Origin of the sequence: Geobacillus lituanicus, from assembly GCF_050994965.1 — a bacterium.
Taxonomy (GTDB): domain Bacteria; phylum Bacillota; class Bacilli; order Bacillales; family Anoxybacillaceae; genus Geobacillus; species Geobacillus stearothermophilus.
In genome coordinates this window covers 1,177,713-1,203,978 of the sequence record NZ_CP194773.1, presented here as the reverse complement: position 1 = coordinate 1,203,978, position 26,266 = coordinate 1,177,713, and the positions used below count along the sequence as shown (strand labels likewise).

General features: G+C 48.9%; 22 protein-coding genes, 1 pseudogene and 1 riboswitch. Of the genes and pseudogenes, 10 read left to right on the top strand and 13 right to left on the bottom strand.

Annotated elements, in window-relative coordinates:
* Nucleotides 1-197 precede the first annotated feature (197 nt).
* From ACR1UW_RS06075 to ACR1UW_RS06055, 5 genes are all read right to left on the bottom strand, one after another.
* A complete protein-coding gene (locus ACR1UW_RS06075; protein ID WP_033008011.1) occupies nt 198-824 on the bottom strand; it encodes a VC0807 family protein in 627 nt (208 codons plus the stop codon).
* Between the two features lie 45 nt (nt 825-869).
* On the bottom strand, nt 870-1,406 hold the full coding sequence (locus ACR1UW_RS06070) for a diacylglycerol/lipid kinase family protein (protein ID WP_289667364.1): 537 nt from the start codon (nt 1,404-1,406) through the stop codon (nt 870-872).
* 97 nt (nt 1,407-1,503) lie between these two features.
* Entirely contained in the window at nt 1,504-2,418 is a 915-nt protein-coding gene (murB, locus tag ACR1UW_RS06065; protein ID WP_015374224.1) for a UDP-N-acetylmuramate dehydrogenase, read from the bottom strand.
* Nucleotides 2,419-2,670: 252 nt separating this feature from the next.
* The gene (locus ACR1UW_RS06060) at nt 2,671-3,654 is read right to left on the bottom strand and encodes an ornithine cyclodeaminase family protein (protein ID WP_033015762.1); all 984 of its coding nucleotides are present in this window, start codon (nt 3,652-3,654) and stop codon (nt 2,671-2,673) included.
* Between the two features lie 39 nt (nt 3,655-3,693).
* Nucleotides 3,694-4,986 carry an MFS transporter gene (locus ACR1UW_RS06055; RefSeq protein ID WP_498934916.1) on the bottom strand — a complete coding sequence of 431 codons (1,293 nt, stop codon included), beginning with the start codon at nt 4,984-4,986 and terminating at the stop codon, nt 3,694-3,696.
* Nucleotides 4,987-5,307: 321 nt separating this feature from the next.
* On the opposite strand from ACR1UW_RS06055, the gene ACR1UW_RS06050 reads away from it, so the two are divergent.
* Both ACR1UW_RS06050 and ACR1UW_RS06045 read left to right on the top strand, forming a co-directional pair.
* Entirely contained in the window at nt 5,308-5,910 is a 603-nt protein-coding gene (locus tag ACR1UW_RS06050; protein WP_232722141.1) for an IMEF encapsulin system ferritin-like cargo protein, read from the top strand.
* Nucleotides 5,911-5,925: 15 nt separating this feature from the next.
* Nucleotides 5,926-6,780, top strand: coding sequence for a family 1 encapsulin nanocompartment shell protein (locus ACR1UW_RS06045; RefSeq protein WP_095859044.1), 855 nt, complete (start codon nt 5,926-5,928; stop codon nt 6,778-6,780).
* 155 nt (nt 6,781-6,935) lie between these two features.
* Here ACR1UW_RS06045 and ACR1UW_RS06040 read toward each other — a convergent pair whose 3' ends face one another.
* Nucleotides 6,936-7,400, bottom strand: a complete 465-nt coding sequence (locus ACR1UW_RS06040; RefSeq protein WP_095859043.1) for a hypothetical protein — start codon at nt 7,398-7,400, stop codon at nt 6,936-6,938.
* Nucleotides 7,401-7,536: 136 nt separating this feature from the next.
* On the opposite strand from ACR1UW_RS06040, the gene ACR1UW_RS06035 reads away from it, so the two are divergent.
* Together ACR1UW_RS06035 and ACR1UW_RS06030 are read left to right on the top strand one after the other, a co-directional pair.
* Nucleotides 7,537-7,890, top strand: coding sequence for a 2Fe-2S iron-sulfur cluster-binding protein (locus ACR1UW_RS06035; protein ID WP_011230415.1), 354 nt, complete (start codon nt 7,537-7,539; stop codon nt 7,888-7,890).
* 129 nt (nt 7,891-8,019) lie between these two features.
* Nucleotides 8,020-8,556 carry an HD domain-containing protein gene (locus ACR1UW_RS06030; RefSeq protein ID WP_011230414.1) on the top strand — a complete coding sequence of 179 codons (537 nt, stop codon included), beginning with the start codon at nt 8,020-8,022 and terminating at the stop codon, nt 8,554-8,556.
* Nucleotides 8,557-9,015: 459 nt separating this feature from the next.
* Here the strand turns inward: ACR1UW_RS06030 and ACR1UW_RS06025 are convergent, their stop codons facing one another.
* The 3 genes from ACR1UW_RS06025 to asnB form a co-directional block, all read right to left on the bottom strand.
* Nucleotides 9,016-10,056 (bottom strand): ribonucleotide-diphosphate reductase subunit beta, encoded by a 1,041-nt coding sequence (locus ACR1UW_RS06025; protein ID WP_277391709.1) that lies wholly within the window; start codon nt 10,054-10,056, stop codon nt 9,016-9,018.
* 110 nt (nt 10,057-10,166) lie between these two features.
* Entirely contained in the window at nt 10,167-12,449 is a 2,283-nt protein-coding gene (locus ACR1UW_RS06020; RefSeq protein WP_498934912.1) for a ribonucleoside-diphosphate reductase subunit alpha, read from the bottom strand.
* 129 nt (nt 12,450-12,578) lie between these two features.
* Nucleotides 12,579-12,774: riboswitch (cobalamin riboswitch) on the bottom strand.
* A 201-nt stretch (nt 12,775-12,975) separates the two neighbouring features.
* The gene (gene asnB / locus ACR1UW_RS06015) at nt 12,976-14,883 is read right to left on the bottom strand and encodes an asparagine synthase (glutamine-hydrolyzing) (RefSeq protein ID WP_498934910.1); all 1,908 of its coding nucleotides are present in this window, start codon (nt 14,881-14,883) and stop codon (nt 12,976-12,978) included.
* A 286-nt stretch (nt 14,884-15,169) separates the two neighbouring features.
* Between asnB and ACR1UW_RS06010 the strand changes: the two genes are divergently transcribed.
* Both ACR1UW_RS06010 and ACR1UW_RS06005 read left to right on the top strand, forming a co-directional pair.
* Nucleotides 15,170-16,060, top strand: coding sequence for a C39 family peptidase (locus tag ACR1UW_RS06010; RefSeq protein WP_013146009.1), 891 nt, complete (start codon nt 15,170-15,172; stop codon nt 16,058-16,060).
* A gap of 129 nt (nt 16,061-16,189) precedes the next feature.
* On the top strand, nt 16,190-17,776 hold the full coding sequence (locus ACR1UW_RS06005; protein ID WP_498934908.1) for a multicopper oxidase family protein: 1,587 nt from the start codon (nt 16,190-16,192) through the stop codon (nt 17,774-17,776).
* Nucleotides 17,777-17,993: 217 nt separating this feature from the next.
* Here the strand turns inward: ACR1UW_RS06005 and copZ are convergent, their stop codons facing one another.
* From copZ to ACR1UW_RS05990, 3 genes are read right to left on the bottom strand one after another with little or no spacing between them, the layout of a single operon-like run.
* Nucleotides 17,994-18,197, bottom strand: coding sequence for a copper chaperone CopZ (gene copZ, locus ACR1UW_RS06000; RefSeq protein WP_011230404.1), 204 nt, complete (start codon nt 18,195-18,197; stop codon nt 17,994-17,996).
* A 21-nt stretch (nt 18,198-18,218) separates the two neighbouring features.
* Complete coding sequence (locus tag ACR1UW_RS05995; RefSeq protein WP_498934905.1) at nt 18,219-20,615, bottom strand: heavy metal translocating P-type ATPase; 2,397 nt, start codon at nt 20,613-20,615, stop codon at nt 18,219-18,221.
* 15 nt (nt 20,616-20,630) lie between these two features.
* Nucleotides 20,631-20,942, bottom strand: coding sequence for a metal-sensing transcriptional repressor (locus ACR1UW_RS05990; protein ID WP_013523213.1), 312 nt, complete (start codon nt 20,940-20,942; stop codon nt 20,631-20,633).
* A 537-nt stretch (nt 20,943-21,479) separates the two neighbouring features.
* On the opposite strand from ACR1UW_RS05990, the gene ACR1UW_RS05985 reads away from it, so the two are divergent.
* Both ACR1UW_RS05985 and ACR1UW_RS05980 read left to right on the top strand, forming a co-directional pair.
* Nucleotides 21,480-22,451: a F510_1955 family glycosylhydrolase gene (locus ACR1UW_RS05985; protein WP_498934903.1), complete on the top strand. Its 972-nt coding sequence runs from the start codon at nt 21,480-21,482 to the stop codon at nt 22,449-22,451.
* 113 nt (nt 22,452-22,564) lie between these two features.
* Complete coding sequence (locus tag ACR1UW_RS05980) at nt 22,565-23,635, top strand: YncE family protein (RefSeq protein ID WP_498934901.1); 1,071 nt, start codon at nt 22,565-22,567, stop codon at nt 23,633-23,635.
* A 60-nt stretch (nt 23,636-23,695) separates the two neighbouring features.
* Here the strand turns inward: ACR1UW_RS05980 and ACR1UW_RS05975 are convergent, their stop codons facing one another.
* Nucleotides 23,696-24,820 carry a Rieske (2Fe-2S) protein gene (locus tag ACR1UW_RS05975; RefSeq protein ID WP_429883407.1) on the bottom strand — a complete coding sequence of 375 codons (1,125 nt, stop codon included), beginning with the start codon at nt 24,818-24,820 and terminating at the stop codon, nt 23,696-23,698.
* Nucleotides 24,821-25,106: 286 nt separating this feature from the next.
* Between ACR1UW_RS05975 and ACR1UW_RS05970 the strand changes: the two are divergent.
* A pseudogene (locus tag ACR1UW_RS05970) lies at nt 25,107-25,277 on the top strand (multicopper oxidase domain-containing protein); the annotation flags it as partial.
* Between the two features lie 544 nt (nt 25,278-25,821).
* On the top strand, nt 25,822-26,235 hold the full coding sequence (locus ACR1UW_RS05965) for a hypothetical protein (protein ID WP_429883403.1): 414 nt from the start codon (nt 25,822-25,824) through the stop codon (nt 26,233-26,235).
* Nucleotides 26,236-26,266: the final 31 nt, after the last annotated feature.

The window sequence follows — 26,266 nt, the reverse complement described above, 5'->3', positions numbered from 1 at the left end:
CAAAAGGCTGCCTGACTTCAAGATAGACACGAAATATAGTGCGGAAGAAGCGGTCAATGCCGTATATAGAGAGACGAAAGGGGGTGTCCTGATCCTTTTGGGACACCCTCTTGGCGTTTGGCCATGTGCAACGCCGCTCCCTTTTCCCTGTTTCTTCAGTTGTCCGTTTTGCTTTCGACCGCTTCTCTCCTTTACGCTCACGTCGAATGATGGCGGTTCTCCCGCTCCGAGATGATTTTCGAAATACGGACAAACCCCAACATACAGAGAATCGTGATCCCCCAACCAATGACTTCGCGAATGACAATCGCACGGTCAAACGCTTCGACGTCGTAGCGAACGATCAAGTACGCCTTAATCGCCGCCAACAGCCCGTCGCGCAAAGCAAAACCAACAGTGATCCATTGAAAAAGTGAAAAGACATCACGTTCCAAAAACCGTCTTTTCATGACCGAGCGCGGAGCCCCCTGCATTTCCACAAAATCAAGAGAAAAATAAAGCAACAACGGGCGCTTGACAACGACCGTCACCAAAAAAAAGACAGACAAAACAATCGAGTACCAGACGTCATTCCATAACATCTGCAACGCAGAGCCAGCGAATATGTTCAACAGCGTACTAACGGCCAGATTAACAATCAAAAACGTGCCGAACCATTGCACTTTGCGAATACGCCAATAGCGATAAACGGTATAAACCGCTCCCGGCACGGTACAAATCAACATCGCCCCGTACTCCCCGACCGGGCTGCGCAATGCATGCCAGAGCACGATCGGAAACACCACATAGAATACGACATCAAACATGACCATCCGCTTCCCCACCACTTGTCTCCTCACTCCCCCTTTCTCTTTTCACATACGCCCTCATCATTCACCAAGTTCCGCGCCAATGACTCGCATCCTTTTAGCCTCAATCCAAGCCGACACCTCTCCCACCCTCGCTTCTTCTCCATCAGCGTGAACGGGGACGGGAGCGGCGGGGCGAATGTGCACGTTCCGCCCGGCAAACACGGAAACTTCTTTCATTCGCACATGCCCGCCCCAAAATACAGTTAAAAACAGCGCAAGAATTTTCCAACGCTGCATCGGCCCGACGACCGTCACATGAAGCAAGCCGTCATCACCCCGGGCGGACGGGGCGATGCGCATACCTCCGCCGTAGTACGGATGATTGGACACAGTCGCCATCCAAGCTTGCTGAAATGAATAGTTTCGCCCGTCAATGCAAATGTCAAGATCGACGGGTCGGTAGCGGAATAGCTCTATCACTAAATAAAGCACGTAAATAAGCGAGCCAATCCCAACACGATTGAACCGCCCTTTCCATGCCGAACGGTTGGCCATGCGGGCGATATGGGCGTCAAAACCGCAGCCGACGCTGTTGGCAAACGCGCCGTCGGGCACGGATAATCCCTTTTCTTACCTATTGGCGGTTTGTTTCATTTTTCCTCTCGGCGAAATAAGAAAAATCCGAACCCGCAAACCGGATTCGGATCAGTCATCATTCCTCACCGATAATTTTCACTTCCAGCTCTAAATCAACTCCGAACTTCTCCTTTACGGTTTTGCGCACCATGTCGATCGTCGCGATGTAATCGGCAGCCGTCGCATTGTTTTTGTTAATGATGAATCCGGCGTGCTTCGTCGACACTTCCGCACCGCCGAATCCTTTTCCCTGAAGGCCGCTGTCTTGGATGAGCTTGCCGGCAAAATAGCCCGGCGGCCGCTTAAACACGCTGCCGACCGACGGATACTCAAGCGGCTGTTTCGATTCGCGTTGAAATGTTAAATCATCCATTTTCGCCTTGATTTGTGCATAGTCGCCCGGCTGCAGGGAAAAGACGACTTCAAGCACAATATCATGCGTCCGACTGATGATGCTTGTTCGATAACCGAGCTCCAGTTCCTCGTTTGTCAATGTTTTCAACTCGCCGGCGAGCGTCGCCACCTTGACATGGTCAAGCACATCTTTCACTTCCCCGCCGTACGCTCCGGCGTTCATCATAATCGCCCCACCGACCGACCCCGGAATGCCGCAGGCAAACTCCAACCCGGTGAGATGTTGTTCGAGCGCGAACCGCGACACCGCTTTAATATCCGCCCCGCTTTGGGCGATCACGTTGTTTCCTTCACGCCAAATGCGGTTGAGATGCTTCAGCTGCATGACAATGCCGCGCAGCCCGCCGTCGCGGATGATGACGTTCGAACCGTTGCCGAGAAGGGTAAACGGCAGGCCGTACTCCTCTTTCAGCCGCAACACCTCAATGACCTGCTCGTACGTTTCCGGCCAGACGAGAAAATCAGCCTTGCCGCCGATCCGCACTAATGTATGGTTTTTCATCGGCTCATCGCGCAGGACGTTTCTTTCCCCACAAATCTCTACGAGTCTTTGATAAATATGTTCCGCACGTTTCATCGTTCTGTCTCACCTTCTTCGCTCATTCCATGCCGCTTGGCGGCATTCATTCCACATCGTTTCCATTATCGCCGGAATCGCGCCGCATATCAAGTGGGCAATGTTCCTTAATTCTGTTTTATTCGGGACTGGGCCAAAAGGTGACGTCGGATGGAAAAGAACAAAAAACCGGACGGGCAACCGTCCGGAAAATGGATTCCTGTTTCTCGCCAAAATGGCAGAAACAAAGCAGCATATCCTCATTCCCATCCCCTATAATTCTATTTCTTGTCCTACTCCGAGCTCCTTCGCTTTTTGATAGACGCCAATCGCCACAGCCAAATCATAGAAAGCCGCTCCGACCGATTTAAATAAGGTGATTTCCTGATCGTGTTGCCGCCCAGCTTTCTCTCCGGTGACGAGTTCCCCGATTTCGGCATCAATTTGAGAAAAAGACCATCTTCCACTTTCAGCCGCCTGAATGAGTTCTCCTGCCTCATGCCTGACGCCCTCAAGTGTATCGACGACAATGCGGTCCGCTTGGACAATAGTCTCCACATCCAACTCGCGCATATGTGGCAAGTACGAGCCAATGGCGCTAATGTGCATGCCTGGCCGCAACATTTGACTGGAAAACACCGGCTGTTCCGAGCGCGTGCTGCATACCACGATGTCGGCCTGGCGAACGGCTTCGTCCGCCTCATCCACCACATATACCTTCCCTGTCCATTCCCGAACCAGTTGATGCAGTCCCGCCGCCAAGTCTTCTGCTTTTTTCCTCGTTCGGTTGTACAGAAATATACGTTCAATCGCTCTCACTGCCAATATGCCAACCACTTGTTCTTTGGCCATCGCCCCTGTTCCGATCACCGCTAGCCGCGACGCCGCCTGTGTCGCCAAATAATCAGCTGCAATGGCGGATAACGCCCCCGTGCGCAGTCTCGTCAAATACGTGGCATTACAAACCATCCGATGTTCCCCCGTTTTCGCATCCGTAAGCACCATGATCCCCTGGGTGGTCGATCTTCCTGCTGCAGGGTTATGGGGGAAAATGCTGACCACCTTCACCACTGCTGCCCCCTCCTCAGCGGATGGCATATACAAAATCGAAGCATCATGATTCGGAAATGGAAGCACCGTGCGATCAGGGGTGATCACTTTCCCTGCTTGTTTTTGTCGCAACATTTCTTTTACATCGGAAATGGCATCCTTCATCGTATACATGCGTTGAATTTCTTGTTCTGACAAAATAAGCATAATCCCCCTCCTTCAATACGCTGAAAAAACGGAACCGCGTTACGCGATTCCGTCTTGCTCATCAAGTTCTTCATGTTTGCGATCGCGCACAGACCAGACCGCAACTAGGGAAATAAGCGAGACAAGCACAATGTATAAAGCCACCGGCACATAAGAGTTCCTATACGCCGCCAGCAGTGCCGTAGCGATGAGCGGCGCCGTTCCTCCCGCTAGTGCGGCGCCAATTTGGTAGCCGAGCGAAATCCCTGTGTATCGAACATTGGACGGGAAAATTTCCGAGAACATCGTGCCGAGCACAGCCGTAATCGGCGCCCAAATAATGCCGAGACCAATGACGGTCGCTATTATCAACAAGGCGACTGATTTTTGTTGCAAGAGCCAAAAATACGGAAACGCATAGATCATCATCCCAACAGTCCCGGCAATGTAAAGCGGCTTGCGGCCGTACCGGTCTGACCACTTGCCCATCAGCGGAATCAGAACCGTCGTCACCGCAGTCGCTATGGTGACAGCGTTTAAGGCAGCTGTTTTTGAAAAGCCTAAGTTCGTTGTCGCATACGACACGATAAACGTCCCGAAAATGTAAAACGGAGCAGTTTCCACAACTTTGCCGCCAATGGCGATCAATACTTCCTTCCATTGAGTCCGCAGCGTCTCCACAATCGGCACTTTCGCCACTTGACCAGTTTCTTTTACTTTCTTAAACGAAGGCGTTTCATCAATGCCATGGCGCACCCATAACCCAAAAACGACAAGCAGCGCGCTTAACAGAAAAGGAATGCGCCATCCCCATGACATAAACGTCTCATCCGGCATAAGCGTCATAAGCGACATAACAAACGTCCCGAGAAGCAGTCCGATCGTCACTCCCATTTGTGGAATGCTGCCGAACAGTCCGCGCTTTTCTTTCGGTGCATATTCCACCGCCAATAGCAGCGCCCCTCCCCATTCACCGCCAAGACCAATCCCTTGAACGAGGCGAAGCAAAATGAGCAGCACCGGCGCCCATATGCCGATCATCTCATACGTTGGCAACAGCCCCATGCCAGCTGTGGCAATCCCCATAAGGCTTAACGTTAAAACGAGCGTTTTCTTTCGCCCGATTTTATCGCCGATATGGCTAAACACAATGCCGCCTAACGGGCGAATGAAAAATGAAAGGGCAAATGATGAGTATGATAAAAGCAAACCAACGGTCGGGTCTTTACTCGGAAAAAACAATTGATTGAACACAAGTGCCGCGACCGTTCCGTACAAAAAATAGTCAAACCACTCAATCGAACTGCCAACAAGGCTGGCGACTAAAACCCGTTTCGATACCCCTTTTTCCATTGTCTCCCTCCCAGGTTGCAATATCTTTCATCACTTTGAATATATCAAAATAATAACTGACGGTAAATACAAAAATATTCGACAAATACATCTACTTCTCTAGCTCCTTTCCTTTCAACGTCTATGGAAAGCGTCCTTCTCATTGCACACCCTTACATAGCTCTTCAAGAACAGGACAATCTTTTTCCCATGACAGCGTGCCCACAGGCAAGTGCTGTCGGCTACACGGCTGCCTATGTGTAATGCGGACGAGAGCAAAGAGGTTTACAATCATATACATATGGAAAAAATGGTAACAACCATTTCATGGGAGGGAGTCCATTGCACGACGCACACGACGCATTAGCAGAGGTCAGCGCCATTCTCGGCCGGTCGAAAGAGGCGCTCGGCCAGTTTCAAGCGATTTTAGAGCCGACAATTGAACAGGCGGCTGATGATCATGAACGGCTGTATTGGCATCATATTTACGAAGAAGAGGAGCACCGATTTGACCGTTTGGCCGCCCTGCTTCCAAAGTTGGAGGAGGCATTGGCGGACGAAGCGTTCTTATCGCGGGAAAACGGCGACTTTCTGCGCCTGTTGCAAGACATCAGCCTAGAAAAATTCGGCTTGCACAACTTTTTGGAGCATCTCGATTTGTCGTTGTTTCATTATAAAGGGACGGAACATGAACCGGCGATTGCGGCACTGCGCGACATGACCGCGGCGGACTACCAACAGATGAAAGCCGCTCTCGAAACGCTCAACCGCGCGCTCGATGCGCCATTGTCTTTCGACGCTTCAGTGCCGACTGACGAAAAAGAGCATCAAAAAGACCATTTGAAACTGGCGCAGTACGCCGTCCCGCCTTCCGACCCGGCGCCTGTCCGCCCATCGATCGGAACAAGACGGCAGCTGACAGTCGGCAGCTTAAAACACGGATAAGAAAGGAGAGTAAACATGGATAAAACGAAGCTGTATCCAGAAGCCCCGCTCACAAGCAGCCAATGGGGCGAGCTTGACGAACTGGTCATTGAAACGGCGCGGCGCCAGCTCGTCGGACGTAGGTTTATCGATTTGTACGGTCCGCTTGGCGAAGGCGTCCAGTCGGTCGCCAACGATATTTATATGAACCCGGAACAGGGGGACATGAGCTTCCACGGCAAAGAGCTGAGCCTTTCCGAGCCGGCGCGCCGCGTGCATTTAACGATCCCGCTTTTGTATAAAGACTTTATTTTGTACTGGCGTGACATTGAACAGGCGAAACAGCTCGGCAGCCCGATCGACTTTTCCGCCGCCGCCAACGCCGCCCAGCAGTGCGCGCTGCTTGAGGACGATTTGATTTTCAATGGTTCAACTGAATTTGATGTGCCGGGCATTATGAACGTGAAAGGAAAAATCGCCCACATTCGCAGCGATTGGATGAAATCGGGCAACGCCTTCGCCGACGTCGTTGAAGCGCGCAACAAGCTGCTTCAGCTCGGCCATACCGGCCCATACGCGCTCGTCTTGTCGCCGGAATTGTATGCGTTGATCCACCGCGTCCATGAAGGAACGCACGTGCTTGAAATTGAGCACATCCGCGAGCTGATGACCGCCGGCATTTACCAAACTCCGGTCATTAAAGGCAAACGCGGGGTCGTCATTGACACAGGGCGGCAAAACATCGACCTCGCTGTTGCCGTCGATGTGCAAACCGCGTTTTTAGATACGGAAAACATGAACTACTTGTTCCGTGTCTATGAATCGGTTGTGCCGCGCATTAAACGGCCGAGCGCCATCTGTACGCTTGAAGATCCAGCCGGAGCCTCGTAATTTCTCTTTTCAGGGAAAGAGGGGACACATTAGCGGGAGGCTGGCTAGACATGGGCCAAAGCGTCCGAAGGCGATTCAATAGCCACATCCGCTGCTTGCAACAATCGAAACGCCCAGCGGATTTACAAACCGCTGGGCGTCTTGCTAGTTGGCCATCAAGCCGTGCGGGCTGCTTGGTCTTGAACGTTCGAAACGAGCAGCGACAATTCGGGGCTGAGCGCCTCAACACCGATGTCATCGATAATCATTTTCGCTTCCCGCCAAAAATGAACGGTATAACTGCCTTCATAAATCTCAAAGAGGCGTTTTAAATAGCGCCGCTTGTTGTTGATGGCTTCCCGTTTATAAGCGGCGTTGTTCAGCTCACGAATTTTTTTATGTTCAGGCGCAGAGATGACGCTGATGTCATGAACGTTGACGATGAGCCGTTCCCCTTGTTCGGTCACAAAACCGACCGAATAGTATTGGGCGCCTAGTTGATCGATATGAACGATGCAGACGTTTCGATATTCTTCGCCGGAACGGAGGCGGAGAAGCGCCGCTTCCACCGCGCCGCCGACTTTTCGCTCGTTGGCCAAAATCGCTTTCATATCGCGCAGTCCGTTCATCGGAATGCCCATGGTGTCTCCCCCTTGTCCCTAGCCAAGATGGCGTTTTCGCAATTCCTTTTACTATTATGATACCAATCATTCATTCGGATGTAAATGAGATTCATTTTCAAACTAACCATGTAATTTAAAGGAGATGTGTAAAAAAATGGGTAAAACATTCACGGTCGGCTCACTGAAGCCTGCCGTCCGGCCATCGGAGCGCTCCATTTCTGCCGCGCCGCCTAAGCCCGATGGGCCGTCCGCCGTGCGGCCGTCTGTCATTCAAATCGAACAAAAAGGGAAAACGTTCACCGTGCAGCCAGCCCCCGGCGTTTCGCTTCTTGACGCCGCCCTAGGACAAGGTGTTCTGCTCGATCACAAATGCAAAAAAGGAACGTGTGGCCGTTGCATGGTCACCGTTCTCGCCGGCGCTCACCTTCTCGCTCCGAAAACGCGGCGCGAGCGCGAAAAAACGGATCAACCAGCCAAACGGCTTGCCTGCCAAGCACAAATCCAATAAGCCGAGCGCTATTTTAGCACGATCGGCTTATTTTTTCCCATGCAACCGCTCCCACCTACTTTCTCTCATTGCCTGACTCTTTACGCCATGGTATGATGGTGAGAAATACAAAAAACGGAGGGGATGCCTATGAGAACGGTCACCTTAACCGACGTCTTTGCCCATCCGATTGCGCAAAAATATTTAAAACGATCCGGCCTCGCCCATGCCATCACCGCGGCGTACCATGCCTACCACCTTGCCCTCCGCCACGGAGTGAACGTCGACTTGGCGACAAAAGCGGCACTGCTTCATGATATCGGCCATTACACATGGTACAAAAACGGCCGTTGGGACTACGAACAATACCGGCAAAACGACATCCATGCCATCAAAGGGGCCGAGCGCGCCCATAAGCTGCTGATCCGCCTTGGCGAACATCCGCAAAACGCTAAGGAAATTGCCCTGGCGATTTTGCTTCATACCGATTCCTACCTTCCAGAAGGAGAATGGAAACGAACGCCGCTCCAAGCCATCGTCAAATGGGCCGACGAAGCCGACGAGGAGCCCGGCGGCCGCCACCATTATCGAACGATCAGCGACGACTTAGCGTGGAAAAAAATCCGCCAGCTCGACGAACTCGTCAGCCGTCAGCACGCCCAAAAGTGGCTCGGAGATATCATTTGAACAGTTGCTTTAATGTCGTCATTTCCCGTAAACAGGAAACGAGATATCGCCACAAACCATGTCTGCTCTGAACGGAAGCAGCTCACCCTTGAATCAGGTGGGCTGCTCGCGCGCCAGCAACACCAAGTCCCATCCCCATTGAATGATACATCGTTCGCTCACATTTCAAGACTGCTTGGCATCATCTGTCCTGCTAAAACGCCCGCTGCTGTTCGTTCAAAACTCATATTTCGCAATCTTTGCATAATATACAAAAAACAACCTCAATATTCACATAAAAATAAATGTTTTTCCAAATATTGTAAAATAACTAATTTTTATTCGTTAAAATCAGGCTTACTTTGAATTTTTATTCAGGGTGCGAAATGTAGGTCAAAAAACGGCAAGTCAAGCAAAAGGCGAACGGCCTTGCCTGACAAAAAAGCCACGCTGACCGTTGTCAAACGTGGCTTCTCTCATTTATAACTCATCAAATCCGTTGTCCACTTGCACTTTCGTATATTGGCGCGGTTTTTGCTCGAAGAAGTCTGATTTGCCGAGGTCGACTTCTTCATACGCTTTAATCCAGCGGAGCGGGTTCGTCCGATAGCCGTCAAACGGGCGGTCAAAACCGAGCTGATGAGCGCGGACGTTGGCGTAAAACTTAATGTACGCTTCCAAATCAGCCAAGTCGATGCCATCGATGTCATTCCCGATGATTTCCCCGGCCCATTCGATTTCCAGCTCTGCCGCTTTCATAAACGTGTTCCGGACGAAATCGGCAAGCTCCGGCGTCCGATACTCCGGGTATTCGTTCAACACTTCTTTGAAAATTTTCGCAAACAAATCAACATGAATGTGCTCGTCGCGGTTGATGTAATTGATCATCGTGCTCGTCGCCACCATTTTTTGCTGGCGCGCAAGGTTGTAGAAGAACGCAAACCCTGAGTAGAAAAACAGTCCTTCTAAAATGACGTCAAAAACGATGGAGCGCAACAAGTTCTCCACATTCGGCTCTTCCGCAAACGCCTTGTAGCCGTTCGTCACAAAATCGTTCCGCTTGCGCAGCGTCGGTTCGTTTCGCCAAAAGTCGAACACTTCATCTTGCTTTGCTTTCGGCACAAGGCTCGAGAGCACGTACGAATACGAATGGTTGTGAATGACTTCCTGCTGGGCAAGCATGATCATCAAGGCATTGATGCTTGGATCGGTAATGTAATCCGCCACACGTCCCGCGTAATCGGTTTGAATGCTGTCAAGCAGCGCCAACAGGCCGATGATTTTCAAAAACGCCTCCTGTTCGCGGGCGGTCAGCTGCGGAAACTGCTTCACATCTTGCGCCATATTGATTTCAAACGGCGTCCAAAAGTTGGCGAGCATTCGCTTATATTTCGCATACGCCCATGGGTAGGCAATATCGTCCCAGTTCAACACATTCGAGCAGCGGCCGTTGATGATGCCCGTCGAACGGTTCGGCGCCTCCGGATCCATAATCGGTCGTTTGACTAAGCCGATCGTCATCGTCCATTCCTTCCTTTCGTTTTCTAGTATCATGTGCGCGGCCAACCGCGGACGCCCCTCCCGCACAAGGAAGGGAAAGCCCGACCAAAGGCGTTTGTTGCGCCCCATGGTCAGCTCGCACAAGAATCGCACTCGTCGATCGTCCCCGATGTCGAACGCACGTAATACGTCGTTTTCAACCCCGACTTCCACGCCGTCAAATGCAAATCGAGCAACTCTTTTGCCTTAATCGTGTTCATGACGTAGAAGTTAAAGGAGATGGCTTGGTCGACATGGCGCTGGCGGGCGGCGTTTTGCTTGATGCTCCAACGTTGGTCGATATGGTACGCCGATTTGTAATACCATGTCGTCTGTTCGTTTAAATCCGGCACCGTAACGGGAATCTTATAATCTTTCTTTTCCTCGGCGTATACTTTTAAGAAAATGGGATCAATGCTCGCCGTGCTGCCGGCGATGATCGACGTCGAGGCGTTCGGCGCCACCGCCATCACATAGCCGTTTCGCATCCCATAGCGGGCCACATCTTGCTTCAGCCGATCCCAATCGAGTTCACCGTGGCTTTCGTAGCCGCGCCGCTCAAAATAAGCGCCCGTCTGCCAGTCCGACCCCGGAAACGCCGGGTAGCTCCCTTTCTCTTTGGCGAGCTCCATGCTCGCTTGAATCGCCAAATACGCGATCGTTTCATACAGCTCGTCGGCATAGCGGACCGCTTCCTCCGACTCCCAGCGAATGCCTTTTAACGCCAACAAATGATGCCAGCCAAAGGTTCCAAGCCCGACAGCGCGGTATTTTTGATTCGTCAGGTCGGCTTGCAGCACCGGAATATTGTTTAAATCAATGACATTATCGAGCATCCGCATTTGAATCGGGATCAGCCGCGCCAAAACGCCGTCGGTCACCGCCCGCGCCAAGTTGATCGACGATAAGTTGCAGACGACAAAATCGCCTGGGATTTTCTCAATGATGATCGTCCCGTCTTTCACATATTGCCGCTTCATCACCGTTGGGCTTTGGTTTTGCGCGATTTCCGTGCAAAGGTTGCTGCAGTAGATCATCCCGAGATGGCGATTCGGATTTTGCCGGTTCACTTCATCGCGGTAAAACATAAACGGCGTCCCCGACTCGAGCTGGCTGCGCATGATGCTTTTCATCACTTCGATCGCCGGCACTTTTTCTTTCGACAGTCTTGGTTCGTTGACACATTGCCAGTATTTCTCCCGAAAGCTGCCGCACCCTTTTTCCTCATCATAAAAATCTTCCAAGCTAAACCCCATCACCTTCCGCACTTCATGCGGATCAAACAAATACCAGTCGCCGCGCTGTTCGACTTGCTCCATGAACAAATCAGGGATGCAAACGCCGGTGAACAAATCATGCGTCCGCAGCCGTTCGTCGCCGTTGTTGAGCCGCGCATCGAGAAACGCAAAAATGTCTTTATGCCATACATCCAAATAGACGGAAATGGCTCCCTTTCGCTGTCCTAACTGATCGACGCTCACCGCTGTATTGTTCAACTGCTTCATCCACGGGATGACGCCGGAAGAGACCCCTTTGAATCCTTTAATGTCGCTGCCGCGCGAACGGATTTTGCCTAAATAGACGCCGATGCCGCCGCCCGATTTCGACAAATTGGCGATGTCGGTGTTGCTGTCATAAATCCCTTGCAAGCTGTCATCGACCGTGTCGACAAAGCAGCTCGACAGCTGGCCGTATGACTTTCCGGCATTGGCAAGCGTCGGCGTCGCCACGGTCATGTATAAGTTGCTTAACGCCCAATACGCTTCCTTCACCAACTCAAGCCGCCGCTTGGGTGGTTCATTCACCATTAGCGTCATGGCAATGACCAAAAACCGCTCCTGCGGCAATTCATACAACCGCCGCTCATAATCGCGGGCCAAATACCGGTCCGCGAGCGTGCGCAGCCCAATGTACGTAAACAGCTTGTCCTTCTCCGGATCAAGAAACGCACCGATGGCGTCGACTTCTTCTTTCGTATAACGTTCAAGCAAGAACGGGCTGTACACCCCTTGTTCCGTCAGCGCAACAAGCAGCGAGTAGAAATCGCCATACCGCTCGCGTTCATCGTACCTGCGTTGCCGCGCCGCTTCACGGTACAATTGCCGCAAATACAGCCGGGCGCACACAAACGTCCAGTCCGGCTCCTCCTCACTAATATACGACAGCCCTTCCAAAATGGCGGTTTGATACAGCTGCTCGAAGGTGACCATCTCTTTTCGGCTGAGAAGCTGCCATACACGTTCTTCATATTCCTCGAGCGACAAACGGACAAAGTCTGCCGCCGCCTGCTCCACCAACCTAGCAAACTCCTCGCGCGAAAATGATTTCTCTTTTCCTTGATCATCGACAACAATAGACTTCGTGGACACTGTCATTCGTTTCCCCTCTCCTCCATAAAAAAATCCGCTCGGGCAGGCGAGCGGATGAAACGACAGACGGAAAAAGGCAGACGAACCCCTTGTTCTTTTCCCCTATCGTTTCATCTTCTCACACCCCGAAGAACATGAAACGTTCCAAGCAAGGCAGGTCTCCTGACTCGTGCATCGTCCTACTTTGGGGCCTTCCCAGCGGCGCGCCGAACAGCTCTTGCCGCCAGTGGCCATCCCATTTCGTCCGCACATACAGTTGCGGGGGCAGTTCCGGATTCGCACCGGATTCCCTATTAAGTCCTGATGGACACCGTTGCTTAGCAGAACAATATGTAGTTGTAAAAAAAGACCTCAAAACCAATATATAGTAGTTTAGCATCCTGATGGAACAAGCATATACCAAAACCGGGAAAATTGCAAGAGCGGGAGAAAGCAAATTTTCTCTTTCGCTTCGCCAAAGGCAAGGAAACTGTCCGCACCATCGAAAAAGGCGTTCTAGGTGTCGCCCTTAGAACGCCCTGTCGTTTCCCTGCTACGCCTCCAAAACAGACGCTGGCCGCTTCTCGTTTTGTACGGATGGAGCAAAATCGTACTTCTTTTCCACATACACTTGATGCCAAACCATAAACGCCAAGACCGTCCACAGCTTGCGGCTGTGGTCCGCCTTGTGGCGGGCATGTTCATCCAGCAGCCGATAGAGCACGTCCTTATGGAACAGATGATCAGTTTCGCTTTCGTTGATGAGCTGTCTCGCCCAGTCATACATTTCGTTTTTCAGCCAGTGGCGAATCGGCACGGGGAACCCTAATTTTTTCCGGTTTAACACATGATCCGGTACGATGCCCTCGGCCGCTTTGCGCAAAATATATTTCGTCGTGCCGTTGGCTGTTTTCATGTCAGGGGCGATTTGCCTAGCAACCTCAAATACCTTTTTGTCTAAAAAGGGAACGCGCAGCTCAAGCGAATGGGCCATCGTCATTTTGTCCGCTTTGACTAAAATATCGCCCCTTAGCCATGTATGAAGATCAATATACTGCATCCGGTTGACGGGTGGGTAATGAAGCGTTTCGCGGTAAAAAGGAGCCGTCACCGCCGTATATTCGCGCCCCTCTTGGTACGTTTTGATCAACGCCGCTTTTTCCTTTTCGCTATAGATTTTCGCATTGCCGACATACCGCTCTTCAAGCGGCGTCGTGCCGCGCTCCAAAAAGCTTTTTCCTTTCATCCCGTCCGGAAGCATCTTCGCGATCACCCGCAACACCGCTTTTACGATGTTTGGCATGCGCGCAAACAGCCGCAACGACTCTGGTTCGCGGTAAATGTTGTAGCCGCCAAACAGCTCGTCTGCCCCCTCACCGGAAAGCACGACCGTGACATGTTTTCTCGCCTCACGGGCCACAAAATAGAGCGGCACAGCTGCCGGATCAGCTAATGGGTCATCCATATGCCACATGATTTTCGGCAGCTCTTCCATATACTCCTGCGGTGAGATGACATAGCTAATGTTGTCTACCCCAAGCTTCTCTGCCGTTTCTTTTGCGACATCGATTTCACTGAACCCTTCCCGCTCAAACCCGACGGAAAAGGTCTTCAGGTGCGGATGGAATTGTTTCGCGATGGCGACGATGAACGATGAATCAATGCCTCCCGACAAAAACGCACCGACCGGCACATCGCTGCGCATATGGACGTTGACCGAATCAAACAGCGCATCGCGGATTTTCTTTACAAGCTCCTCTTCCGATTGGCGAATGGGGTCGAAGGATGCCTTCCAATAACGATGAATCGTGAGCGGTTTTCCGACTTTTTTCTTGAGATAATGCCCCGGCTCCAGCTTGTAAATGCCGGCCGACATCGTCAGCGGCTCAGGGACATATTGGAATGTTAAATAATGCTGCAGGGAATCACCGTTTGGCGATTCCTGTCTGAGGGCCAGCAAGATGCTTTTCTTTTCCGAAGCGAAAAACGTGCGGTCTCCTTGCTCCGCATAAAAAAACGGCTTAATGCCGAACGGATCGCGCGCCGCAAACACCGTTTTCTCTTGCTTGTCCCAAATGACAAACGCAAACATCCCGCGCAGCTTTTCGACCGCTTTTTCTTTTTCCGCGCTGTAAAGGGCGACAATCACCTCGGTATCCGAATGCGTCGCAAACGAATATCCTTTCGCCGCCAGCTCTTCCCGCAATTCAAGATAGTTGTAAATTTCCCCGTTAAAAATGATCCAATATCGATCGTTTTCATAAGACAGCGGCTGATGTCCCGCCTCCAGATCGATGATGCTCAAACGCCGAAAACCAAAACTCACGTAGTCATCAAAAAAATACCCCTCATCGTCGGGGCCGCGATGGGTAATCAGGCGGTTCATCTCCACCAACGTTGTTTTCCATGTTTGCTCAATCGCTCTTGGGCGATCATGAATACAGCCAATAAAACCGCACATGGCGATGATTGTCCCCCCACTTTGCTAAGAAGAATCCAAAAACAACACCAAAAACCTTTTTGTTTAAAACTAAAATGATTTATACAAAGACACTTTCATTCTATCGTACACAACATCAAGTTTCAAAAACAATCTGTTTCCATTTTTTCAGGAAAACTGCTTGCAAAATTTTCAGTTTCTCATAATATTAACGATGAAATATGGAGAAAGTGTGAATTTCACCATTTTTGCACATCGATCTGTTACGATAAAAACACACACGTGTTATAAAGGAGTTGAGAATGGCTTGTTAGCGTTTATCCTTTTTTTGACTTTTCTCATCGTTTCCCTTTGTTTTGTTCTCTTGAGAAGACCTCTAAACGGGAGGATGGATCAACTGTCGCTCGGATTGTATATTTCCTGTTTCTTGCTATTGGCCGCCTCATTATCCTATTATGCAAGTTCGGCCCAGACAGGCGATGCCATCAAAGCCTTCATACAGAACAGAAACAGCAGAGAAACCAATCCGTCCCCCAGCAATCAAGCAAAGGAGGCGAATCGATCAGTTGCCTCTTCAAAGAAACAAGCGCTAAGGACATCCGTCCTGATTGACGCCCCCCTTTTGTCTCAGCTTCCGGAACTGCCGAGGGGATGCGAAGTGACCAGCTTGGCCATGCTCTTGAATCATGCCGGCATTCGCGTCGATAAGATGACGTTGGCGAAACAAATCAAGAAAAATCCTACTCCGTATCAAGTGCGAAATGGCCAAGTGTTTTACGGCCACCCAAATGAAGGGTTTGTCGGCGATATGTATACGTTATCGAAGCCTGGATACGGCGTGTACCATAAGCCGATCAAGCAGTTGGCTGAGCGGTACTTGCCGAACCAAATCATCGACTTAACAGGGCAATCGTTTGAGAACATCTATACATACTTGGCCAAAGGCACACCGGTTTGGGTGATCACCAACACCACCTTTCGTCCTCTTCCTCCCTCTGCCTTTCGGGAATGGCAAACCCCGCAAGGCCCGATCAAAATCACGTACCGGGAACACGCGGTGCTCATTACGGGATACGATGAGCAGTACATTTATTTCAATGATCCATTGACCGCTGTCAAAAACCAAAAAGCGCCGAAACAAGACTTTATCGACGCTTGGGTTCAAATGGGACGGCAGGCGATTACCTACCACCGTTAGACATCGGTGAATCCGAATCGCTTGCCTTTTTTTACATTTCAGTTGAACGATTTTCTCCATACATTTTGCACATCTATTTTTTATCATATCATTGCATCTCCCACTACAAGCTTAAGGAGGGAAAACGACATGAAAAAATGGCTGCTTGGCGCCATTTTCGCAGGAGTAGCAGCGATTGGCGCAGCTTGCTCAAATCCATCTTCCATGCAGGGACACGACATGTCCGGCATGAATATGGAAAAAGAAAATACTTCCGCTGAAACGAGCAAGCAGCAATTGCCTTTAGCAACCAATACAGAAGTATTATCCGGGAAAGAAATTCACCTTACTGCGAAGGAAGCGTTATTACAAATCAACGATCAAGTCAAACTCCCGGTCTACACGTACAATGGATCGGTACCCGGTGCGCAAATCCGCGTAAAGCAAGGGGATAATGTGAAAATTGTTTTAAAAAATGAATTGCCAGAACCGATCACGATTCACTGGCACGGCTACCCTGTTCCAAATAACCAAGATGGAGTACCGGGTGTCACGATGGACGCCATTAAACCGGGTGAAACGTTTACGTATGAATTTACAGCAACCGTGCCGGGAACGTATTGGTATCATTCCCATCAAAAAAGCGCCGAGCAAGTGGACAAGGGATTATACGGTACATTAATCGTAGAACCGAAAAATGAAGAAAAAGTCGATCGAGATTACACGCTTGTATTAGATGAATGGATGAGCGACCCGGACGCCGAAAGCCATATGGACATGAATATGAGCGGCATGAACCATAGCCATATGGGACATGGAAATAGTTCCGATGGCCAACAAATGGATATGAGCAGCATGGGCCATGATATGAATATGTATGATATTTTCACGATTAACGGGAAAAGCGGTTCCGCTGTCAAACCTTTAAAAGTGAAGAAAGGCGAAAAGGTGCGACTTCGTCTTGTCAATGCAGGGTACATGTCCCACAAGCTTCATTTGCATGGACATGAGTTTAAAATTGTCGCAACGGACGGCCAACCGTTAAAGAACCCGCAACCAATCAAAGATGAACTGTTGAATATCGCTCCGGGTGAGCGCTACGACATTGAGTTTATCGCCAATAACCCGGGTGAATGGCTGCTGGAATGCCACGGCAATATGAAAGGCACCGATGGCATGAAAGTGAAAATTCAATACGAAGGACAAGCAAACAATACGGACAAAGCAAATGCAAAAGAAAACCTCCCTGTCGTGGATATGACAACATATGGAAAATATGAAACAGGTCCATTTACGTTAGACCAAAAATATGATGTAGAGTATACAATGGATTTAGGAACCGCCATGGGCAAAAATGGCATGATTTTCACGATTAATGGGAAAACGTATCCTGACACAGCACCTATTCATGTGAAGACAGGAGATTTCGTAAAAGTAAAAATCGTGAACAACTCGCCGATGGATGTACATCCGATGCATTTACACGGCCATTTCTTCCAAGTGTTAAGCAAAAACGGCAAGCCGGTCACAGGCTCTCCATTGATGAAGGATTCCTTAAATGTAAACCCTGGTGAAGAATATGTCGTCGCGTTTAAAGCGGATAATCCGGGAAATTGGATGTTCCATTGCCATGACTTGCACCATGCTTCAGCGGGAATGGTGACAGAAGTCAAATATACCGACTACAAATCGGACTATACTCCAGATCCGAATGACACAACCAATAAAGGTGAATAAAAAAGCTGAAGGGGCTGACCCAAAACACAAATGCGTTTTGGGTCAGTCCCTCTTTTTTCCGCGCCTGTTATTTTCATTATAACATCTCGCTTTCTCGATATTCTTCAAGAAGAGAAAAAACTTTCCCCAGCCGAGAACTCGTTTAGGCGATGACAATGTCCCGTTACGCTCTGGATAAAAAAGTGCCCCGTCATCACTTCGGGGCACCTTCCGTATGTTATTTCACATCATATCCTTGCTCTTCAATCGCTTCTTTCAGTTTTTCTACGCTGACCTTTGTTTCATCATACTCCACATCGACAGTTCCTTCTTGCAAATGCACTTCTACACGGCTGACGCCATCCAACGCTTGAAGGGCATTGGTCACAGCCGCTTTGCAATGTCCGCATGTCATTCCTTGTACTTGTAATGTAATCGTCATCATCCATTCCTCCTTAAATGTTTATATTTTCACGCGTTTCAAACGAAGCGCGTTGGTCACAACGGATACAGAGCTAAATGCCATCGCTGCCCCCGCGATCCATGGTTCCAATAATCCGAAAGCGGCGACCGGAATGCCAATCGTATTATAAAACAACGCCCAGAACAGATTTTGCCGAATGTTTTTCATCGTTTGGCGGCTCAACTCAATGGCTTTCGGGATATGGCGTAAATCGCCGCCGACCAAGGTCACGTCCGCGGTCTCGATGGCGACATCAGCTCCCGTGCCAATCGCCATCCCAATATCCGCTTTCGCAAGAGCTGGAGCGTCATTAATTCCATCACCGACCATCGCCACACGTTTTCCTTGCTTTTGCAATTCCTCGACGATGTTCGCTTTGTCTTCCGGGAGCACCTCGGCGTACACATGCTCAATGCCGACTTCATTGGCGATCGCTTCCGCTGTCCGTTGATTGTCCCCTGTTGCCATATAGACATCGATACCCATTTGTTTTAATGTTTGAATTGCTTCTTTGGAGCTTTCTTTTACCGTATCCGCGACCGCAATGATGCCGGCAAGCTGTCCATCGATGGCCACGAGCATCACTGTTTTCCCTTGTTTTTCAAGCTCTACCATTTTATCTTCATGCACAGAAATCGCTACAGAGCGTTCCTTCATCAATTTTCGCGTCCCAATAAGGATGCTTTTTCCGTCAATGACCGCTTCAATTCCGTGGCCGGTAATGGCGGAGAAGTGCTCCAATGGCTTCATCGAAATCGCTTGTTTCTTCCCGTATTCAACAATCGCATGAGCCAGCGGATGCTCCGAAGCGCTCTCGGCGGAAACCGCATAATCGAGCATGTCCTCGCGGAAGGCCAGCACATCGGTGACTTCCGGTTTTCCTTTTGTCACGGTTCCTGTTTTATCGAGTAATACGGCATTGATTTGATGCGTTCTCTCTAGGTACTCACCTCCTTTAAAGAGAATTCCCTGTTCTGCCCCTTTGCCGGTGCCGACCATAATCGATGTCGGTGTGGCCAAACCGAGCGCACAAGGGCACGCGATGACAAGAACGGCGATGGCCGCCTCAAGCGCTTTCGCCAAATCACCCGGCGCAGCAAAGAAGTACCAGATCATAAATGCAACAACCGCAATTCCGACAACAATTGGTACGAAAATACCCGAAATGACATCCGCCATCCGCTGAATCGGAGCTTTCGAACCTTGTGCCTCTTCGACGATTTTAATGATATTGGCGAGTGCTGTATCTTTCCCTACTTTTTCTGCTCGAATGGTCAGCACCCCATTTGTATTCATGGTCGCTCCGATCACATAGTCGCCTTCCTTCTTATCAACCGGAATCGATTCACCGGTAATCATCGATTCGTCTACGGAAGAGGCGCCGGAGATGACTGTACCGTCCACCGGGATTTTTTCTCCTGGCTTGACAACGATCGTATCGCCGATCACCACTTCCTCGAGCGGCACTTTTCTTTCTTCCCCATTACGGATGACAGTAGCTTCCTTTGCCTGCAGGCTCAACAGCTTAGAGATCGCTTCGGTTGTTCGCCCTTTCGCAAGAGCCTCAAAGTATTTGCCGACAAGCACAAGCGTAATCAAGACGGCGCTTGTTTCAAAATACAGTCTCGGCATATAGTCAGGATTCCCAAGTGTCCGAAAAGCTTCGTACAAGCTGTAAACGTACGCGGCCGATGTTCCAAGCGCCACTAGGACGTCCATGTTCGCGCTCTTGTTTCGCAACGCCCGGTACGCCCCGACATAGAAAGGACCGCCGATGTAGAACTGAACAGGTGTAGCTAAAAGAAGCTGAAACCACGGATTCATCAAGAGCTGCGGCATCGGCAAGCCCATATCAAACGGCATATGAGCCAGCATCGTATAAAGAAGCGGCAACGATAAGATGATGGAAATGGCAAGTTGCCGTTGTTTTTGTTTCAGCCGCTCTTCTTTCCGGCCAGCATCGTCTTGTTCTTCGTTTCGAATTTGCCCCTTATATCCAAGCTTTTTGATTTTCTCTAAAATGTCTTCGACAAATGCAACACCCTCCTTGTATTCAACCACCGCGCTGTTTGTCGCCAAGTTGACAGCAGCGCTTGTCACACCTTCCATCCGATTCAACCCTTTTTCAATCCGCGTCGCACAGGCCGCACATGTCATTCCTTCAATATCAAGCGTCACTTTTTCCGTCGCAACGCCATACCCCAAATTCTCAATTTTCGTTTCGATATCGGCGATCGTTTGCTTCGATGGATCGTATTGAATCGTGGCTTTTTCCATGGCCAAATTGACATGGGCTTTGACGCCATCCATCTTATTTAATACTTTCTCAATCCGATTGGCGCACGCGGCGCATGTCATGCCCGTCACCTTCAGCGTCACGGTTTTCGGCTCTCCCATTTCCCTTTCCCTCCCTTACTTCGAAAATTGTTTCATCACATCCATCAATTCGCGAATCGATTCGTCTCCGCTCCCTTCACGGATCGCTTTCGCCACGCAATGGCTCACGTGGCGTTCAAGCAGCTGCAGCCCGACTTGGTTCAACGCCGCTCTGATCGCAGAAATTTGCACTAAAATATCGATGCAATACCGATTGTCCTCCACCATTTTTTGCACCCCGCGCACTTGCCCTTCAATGCGCTTCAAGCGCTTGATGATGCGTTCGATTTCCTGTTCCGTTCGTGGAACCATTTTTTTATCCACATGATGATCTTCATAATGGTTCATCAAACATCACCTCTTTTCATTACATTATACCGGTAATGGGTATAAAATGCAACAGAGATCCCCTCTACAAATCATGTTCACCACAAAACCGTAATCAATACCTGCGCAGGAAAAAGCCCGCTTTCCACAAAAAATTCACAATTTTAATTGGCATAGGATTCGCTGCGGGCTGGACTCCCTGCACAGGTCCAATTCATGATAAGAGACAGCTTTAGGCTGTGCCTAACCGAAATTCATCTCCCACTTTCACTTCGTTTCGAAGTGGGAGACTTAGAGAAACTTTGACAAACGGGCTTGCGATTCTGATCCAACGCCGTTGATTTGCCCGCAACGCCCCGTTTTTCACCGGGCTTTTAGGTTGAGTCTACCGACATGATAGTGGCAAATGGGGGAGGTTGCTGTGATTAATTTCACAATAGCAATAAAATATCTTCAAATCGTTACAGTTTATTGAAATCCATACATTCTGCAAATTTATCCGATAAAGTGTAAAAGTATGCAACGATTTACACTATGCATGAAGGGGAATGAACATCTATGACAAAAATGAAGAAAGTCATCATCATCACATCCGCTCTTCTTCTAAGCGCCTGTTCATCATCCAACGAAAAAGAACAGGCTTTTATTACGAGCAAAGAACAGTCAAAATCGAATGTATTCGTTACCAATAATCCTTTCTTTAAAGAAAAAAAGGAAGGGAAGATCGAACATTTGCATGGGGTTGGTTATGCAGGCAATCAAAATGCGGTTTACTTTGCTACTCATGAAGGGTTGCTCGTTTACCAAGACAATAAGTGGTATGAAACGGTTTCCAATAAACATGATTATATGGGCTTTTCAGCTACGGACGACGGCTTTTATTCATCGGGACATCCTGAAGAAGGTTCATCGTTAGGAAATCCACTTGGTCTTGTGAAAAGTTTTGATAATGGACAAACATTAATGAATTTAGGATTTTATAAACAGTCCGATTTCCATTATATGACGGTTGGTTATAAAAGCCATACCATCTATGTGGTGAATCAAGAAGAAAATGAAACGCTCGGACGAGGGGTATTTTACAGCAAAGATGACGGCAAAACGTGGTCGCCAAGTCAATTGAATGGCCTGCCGCAAACGGCAGCGAGAACGATTGTGGCTCACCCAACGGATGAAAATATGGTCGGGATTAGTACAGCCGAGGGAGTTTTCATTTCGAGAGATAACGGGAATACGTTTGAACGGTTTACGAGAAAAATTGATACGACGACATTTATGTTTCAAGAAAAGTCGGTTGTATTTGCAGCTGTAGAGAATGATCAGTCTATACTCATCAAACAATCATTAGACACAAAACACGAAGAAGTTCTTGCTGTTCCGCCATTGGATGAAAAAGATCATATCATGTATATAACTTCTAATCCAGCAAACGACAAAGAAATTGTGATCGTTACAATGAACGGGGATATTTTTATGACAAAAAATAACGGTGGAAGTTGGACAAAACTAGCATCAGAAGGGGAAATATAGGGACATGCGGGCGCATGTCTTTTTGTTTGCCTAAAAATATATCGCTCCATAATTTTTGCAAAATTCACTGCTACAATATAAGTAACTTCTAAAGCAAAAGGAGGAAACCGCTCATGCGCAAAACCGCGATTGTATGGTTATCGTTATTGGCGATGTTGGCGTTTGTTCTCGGGGGGTGCGCAGCCAATTCCCCTCAAGACAAAACCGAACCAGAGAAAAATGGGCAGCCAGCCGCCCTTGAACAAACACAAGAAACGAACAAATTCTACTTTACTGCCAACGAGGGCGGAAGCATTTCAAAAATTGATGCGAGAACAAACAAAGTGGCCGGAACGATCAAAGTCGACGGCGCGGTCCATAACGTCCAAGTTTCTCCCGACGGAGCTATTCTCGGCGCTACGTTAGTTCCGGCCATGCAACACGGGCATGACCAGTCGATGGATATGAAAGGAATGGCGTTGTTTTATGATACGGAAACGAATGAATTAATCAAAAAAGTGGAAGTGGGACACCATCCCGCCCATATCGTGTTTACTGAAAACGGCAAATACGCCCTTGTGACCAATAATGAAGACAATAACGTTTCCGTTATTGATCTCGCGAGCTATTCAGTCATTGAAACCATTCCAACCGGAAAAGGCCCGCACGGGCTTCGCATTTCCAAAGACAGCCAATACGCGTATGTCGCCAACATGGGGGAAGACAGCGTCAGTGTTCTCAACTTGCAAACAATGAAAGAAGAAAAGAAAATCACAGTCGGATCCATCCCTGTCACAACCGGCATTACTTCGGACGGCAAAACGTTAGTCGTAACGTTGAATGCTGAAAATGCCTTGGCCATTGTTGACGTAACAAGCGGGAAAGTGGAAAAAATCCCTGTCGGGCAAGGGCCAGCCCAAGTGTACGTGTCGCCTGACGATACGTTTGCTTATGTCGCCAATCAAGGGACGAAAGAGGCGCCCTCTCATTCTGTAAGCAAGATAAACTTAAAAACGAAACAAGTCGTGGCCACAATTGAAACAGGAAACGGAGCGCATGGGGTCGTCACAAGCCCGGATGGCAAGTATGTTTTCGTTACGAATATGTTCGACAACACCGTGAGCGTCATTGATCAAGAACAAAACAAAACAATCCAAACGGTTCAAGTAGGCGAAATGCCCAACGGGATCAGCATCATGCCGTAAAGGAAAAAGTAGCAGGTTGGACGTTCCAGCCTGCTGTTTTTTCTGCGGAATAACGGATTTTCATTTTTCCCTTTTCCTCGGGCTCAGTACGGCAATATACACATTGCCATCTTGAATATAAGCGTCAAATGTATCTAACGGTCTTGGCGGTGGCCCCCCTACATTGATACCGTATTCGTCATATTGCCCCGCGTGGCACGGACATAAGAAGCGGATGCCTGTTTTCTGCATGTTCTCCTCAGCATCTCCAACGGTACACCCTAGATGGGTGCAAATCGGGGACATAATGAGTAAAGAACCATCTTCATTTTTGTTAATGTAGACAAACCCTTCCCTTTCCTGTTTGGTCCATGCATCTTTCCCCGGCAAGGAATGAACATGAACGTCCGCATTTTCTGCATGGTTTCCATGGTCATTCTGTTGTAACAAAATCTTCATATTTTCGAATTCGATATCGTGTTCCATTTGACCGCTATTTTTCAGAATTAAGGTAACAGGCTGTCCTACAGTCAGTTGCAAACTCTCAGGAAAGTAATAAAATTCAGTCGCTTCAATCACTACCTTTTTCCCCTTTGTTTCGATGCTTAACGGAGATGCAGTTTGGTTGTGGCCCTCCATAAAATGGTTCATAGTCGGATTCGTTATCGGAAGATTAGAAGATCGAGAAAATTCATTATATAAATGGTTATACAAATAGAAAAACAGCGGAAGGACGATTGCTAACCATAGCGGGTTATGGAATAGTTTATTGATCAAAAACGCACGGTTAAAACCCGTTTCTTGTTGAAGCATGTATAGAACAATACAAGCCATTCCAACAAATAGAACAAGCATGATGTGAATCGTAGAATCCCGATATTCAGGCGCAATCATTTCTCCTAACATCGCTCCCATCATGCCGCCCATGACTCCTGATAAAACACCGTCGATGATGGCCATGATGCTGATCGGCATCCCAGCTAAAAATCCAGCTAAAAACCCAAAAGCCATTCCTAAAATGGTTGACAAAAAGAGATTGCCGTTGTAAGAAATCCCAGCCAGCAGGCCGCCCGTCAGCCCAGCCAACATTCCTAACGCCATCGCCGCCATCATTCCAGCCATGCATGTGATTTTCTTCCTTTTGATAAAGATGAAAGCAATCACAATGAAAGACAAAACCGCCGCGATCCCCCCAGTGAATAACATCGGCAACGGATGATCCCTCCTGCAAATGTTTATTTGTACACATATATGTGTGCAAATAACAGGTTAGTCCATGTCAGTGAACATACCGGCTGAGCTTGAACGAAAACAGAGAGCGTGTCATCCGATTACAGCTTTTTGTATTACACCTGCATATATTCTGTTCTTGAGCGCTCTCCCACCTACGCTTAGAGGTGGGAGATTCTTGGGAACACCCGCCCCACGGCAGGCTGTCAACCAAGCCATCCCCGTGCGTCCCACGGTTCAGCTGCCTTACAAAGACAGCAAACGATTAAAACGAAACACGATTAATGTAGCGCCAGGAGAAACATGGAACATCGAATTTTTGGCCAACAACCCGGGAAATTGGGTCTTTCACTGTCATAAACCTCACCATACAACCAACATGCATTCGATAAAGGACATGGGCGGCATGCTTACGATGGTCCGCTATGCGAAAAAGATGAGCATTCAAGAAAAAACGGCATCGCTGCCGTTTTTTCTTCTCTCGATTCTCTTGCACCTGCTTGATAGTCAAGCAAATTATTTAACTTACTCGGACTCACCGTCAGCCGAAAGAAAAAGTGAACGGCGCGCTCACCGTTCGCGATGCGTATGAATCCATTGCACAAACTGTTCGATCACTTGATCCAACAAGTCGATGGTTGCCGTATCTAATCGATTGGCGTTAACCGAAACGCATGATAAACTAAGCGTATATTCAAACAAAGTTTTGGAGGGACAACCTTGGATCAGTTGCTACATGTATTCGTAAAAGTAGTGGAAAAATTATAAATCCCTAAAAGTGATAAACGAGAAACTAATATTTTGATTAACGAAGAGGCAGATTCACCCGTTCCCTCAAAACGCCACCATGATCATGGACCAATCACGACGCCGCAACTCAAGCCAACCATCCATTAACAGAGAAAAATCTTATTCAAAACGTCCTTTTCTTTTCCCTGCTTCACGTCGTATAATCAAAAAAGAGGAGGTGAACAAGCATGGAACGCGACACGGTGGTGAAAGAAGTGGTCGAGGCGCTGAAAATATTTTCCCGCGACATCCGCACCCAAATTGACGAAATGGGAAGTCAGCTGAGAGCGGAAATCCAAGACACCGCCAACCAGTTGAGAGCAGAAATCCAAGAAACGGCTAACCAACTGAGAGCGGAAATGCAAGAAACGGCCAACCAGCTGAGAGCGGAAATGCAAGAAACGGCCAACCAGCTGAGAGCGGAGATGCAGCAATTTCGCGCCGAGGTGAACGAGCGGTTCGACCGACTCGAACAAAAATTCGCTGGCTTGCGCGTAGAGCTGACCGAAACGCAAGAAACCGTCCATTTCCTCGCGTCCAAAACCATCCAGCACGAGAAAAAACTTCACCATTTGGCCAAGCAGCTTGAATCCATTCGCTAGTTTTCCTTCATCCGAAAGCCGCGTTTGACTG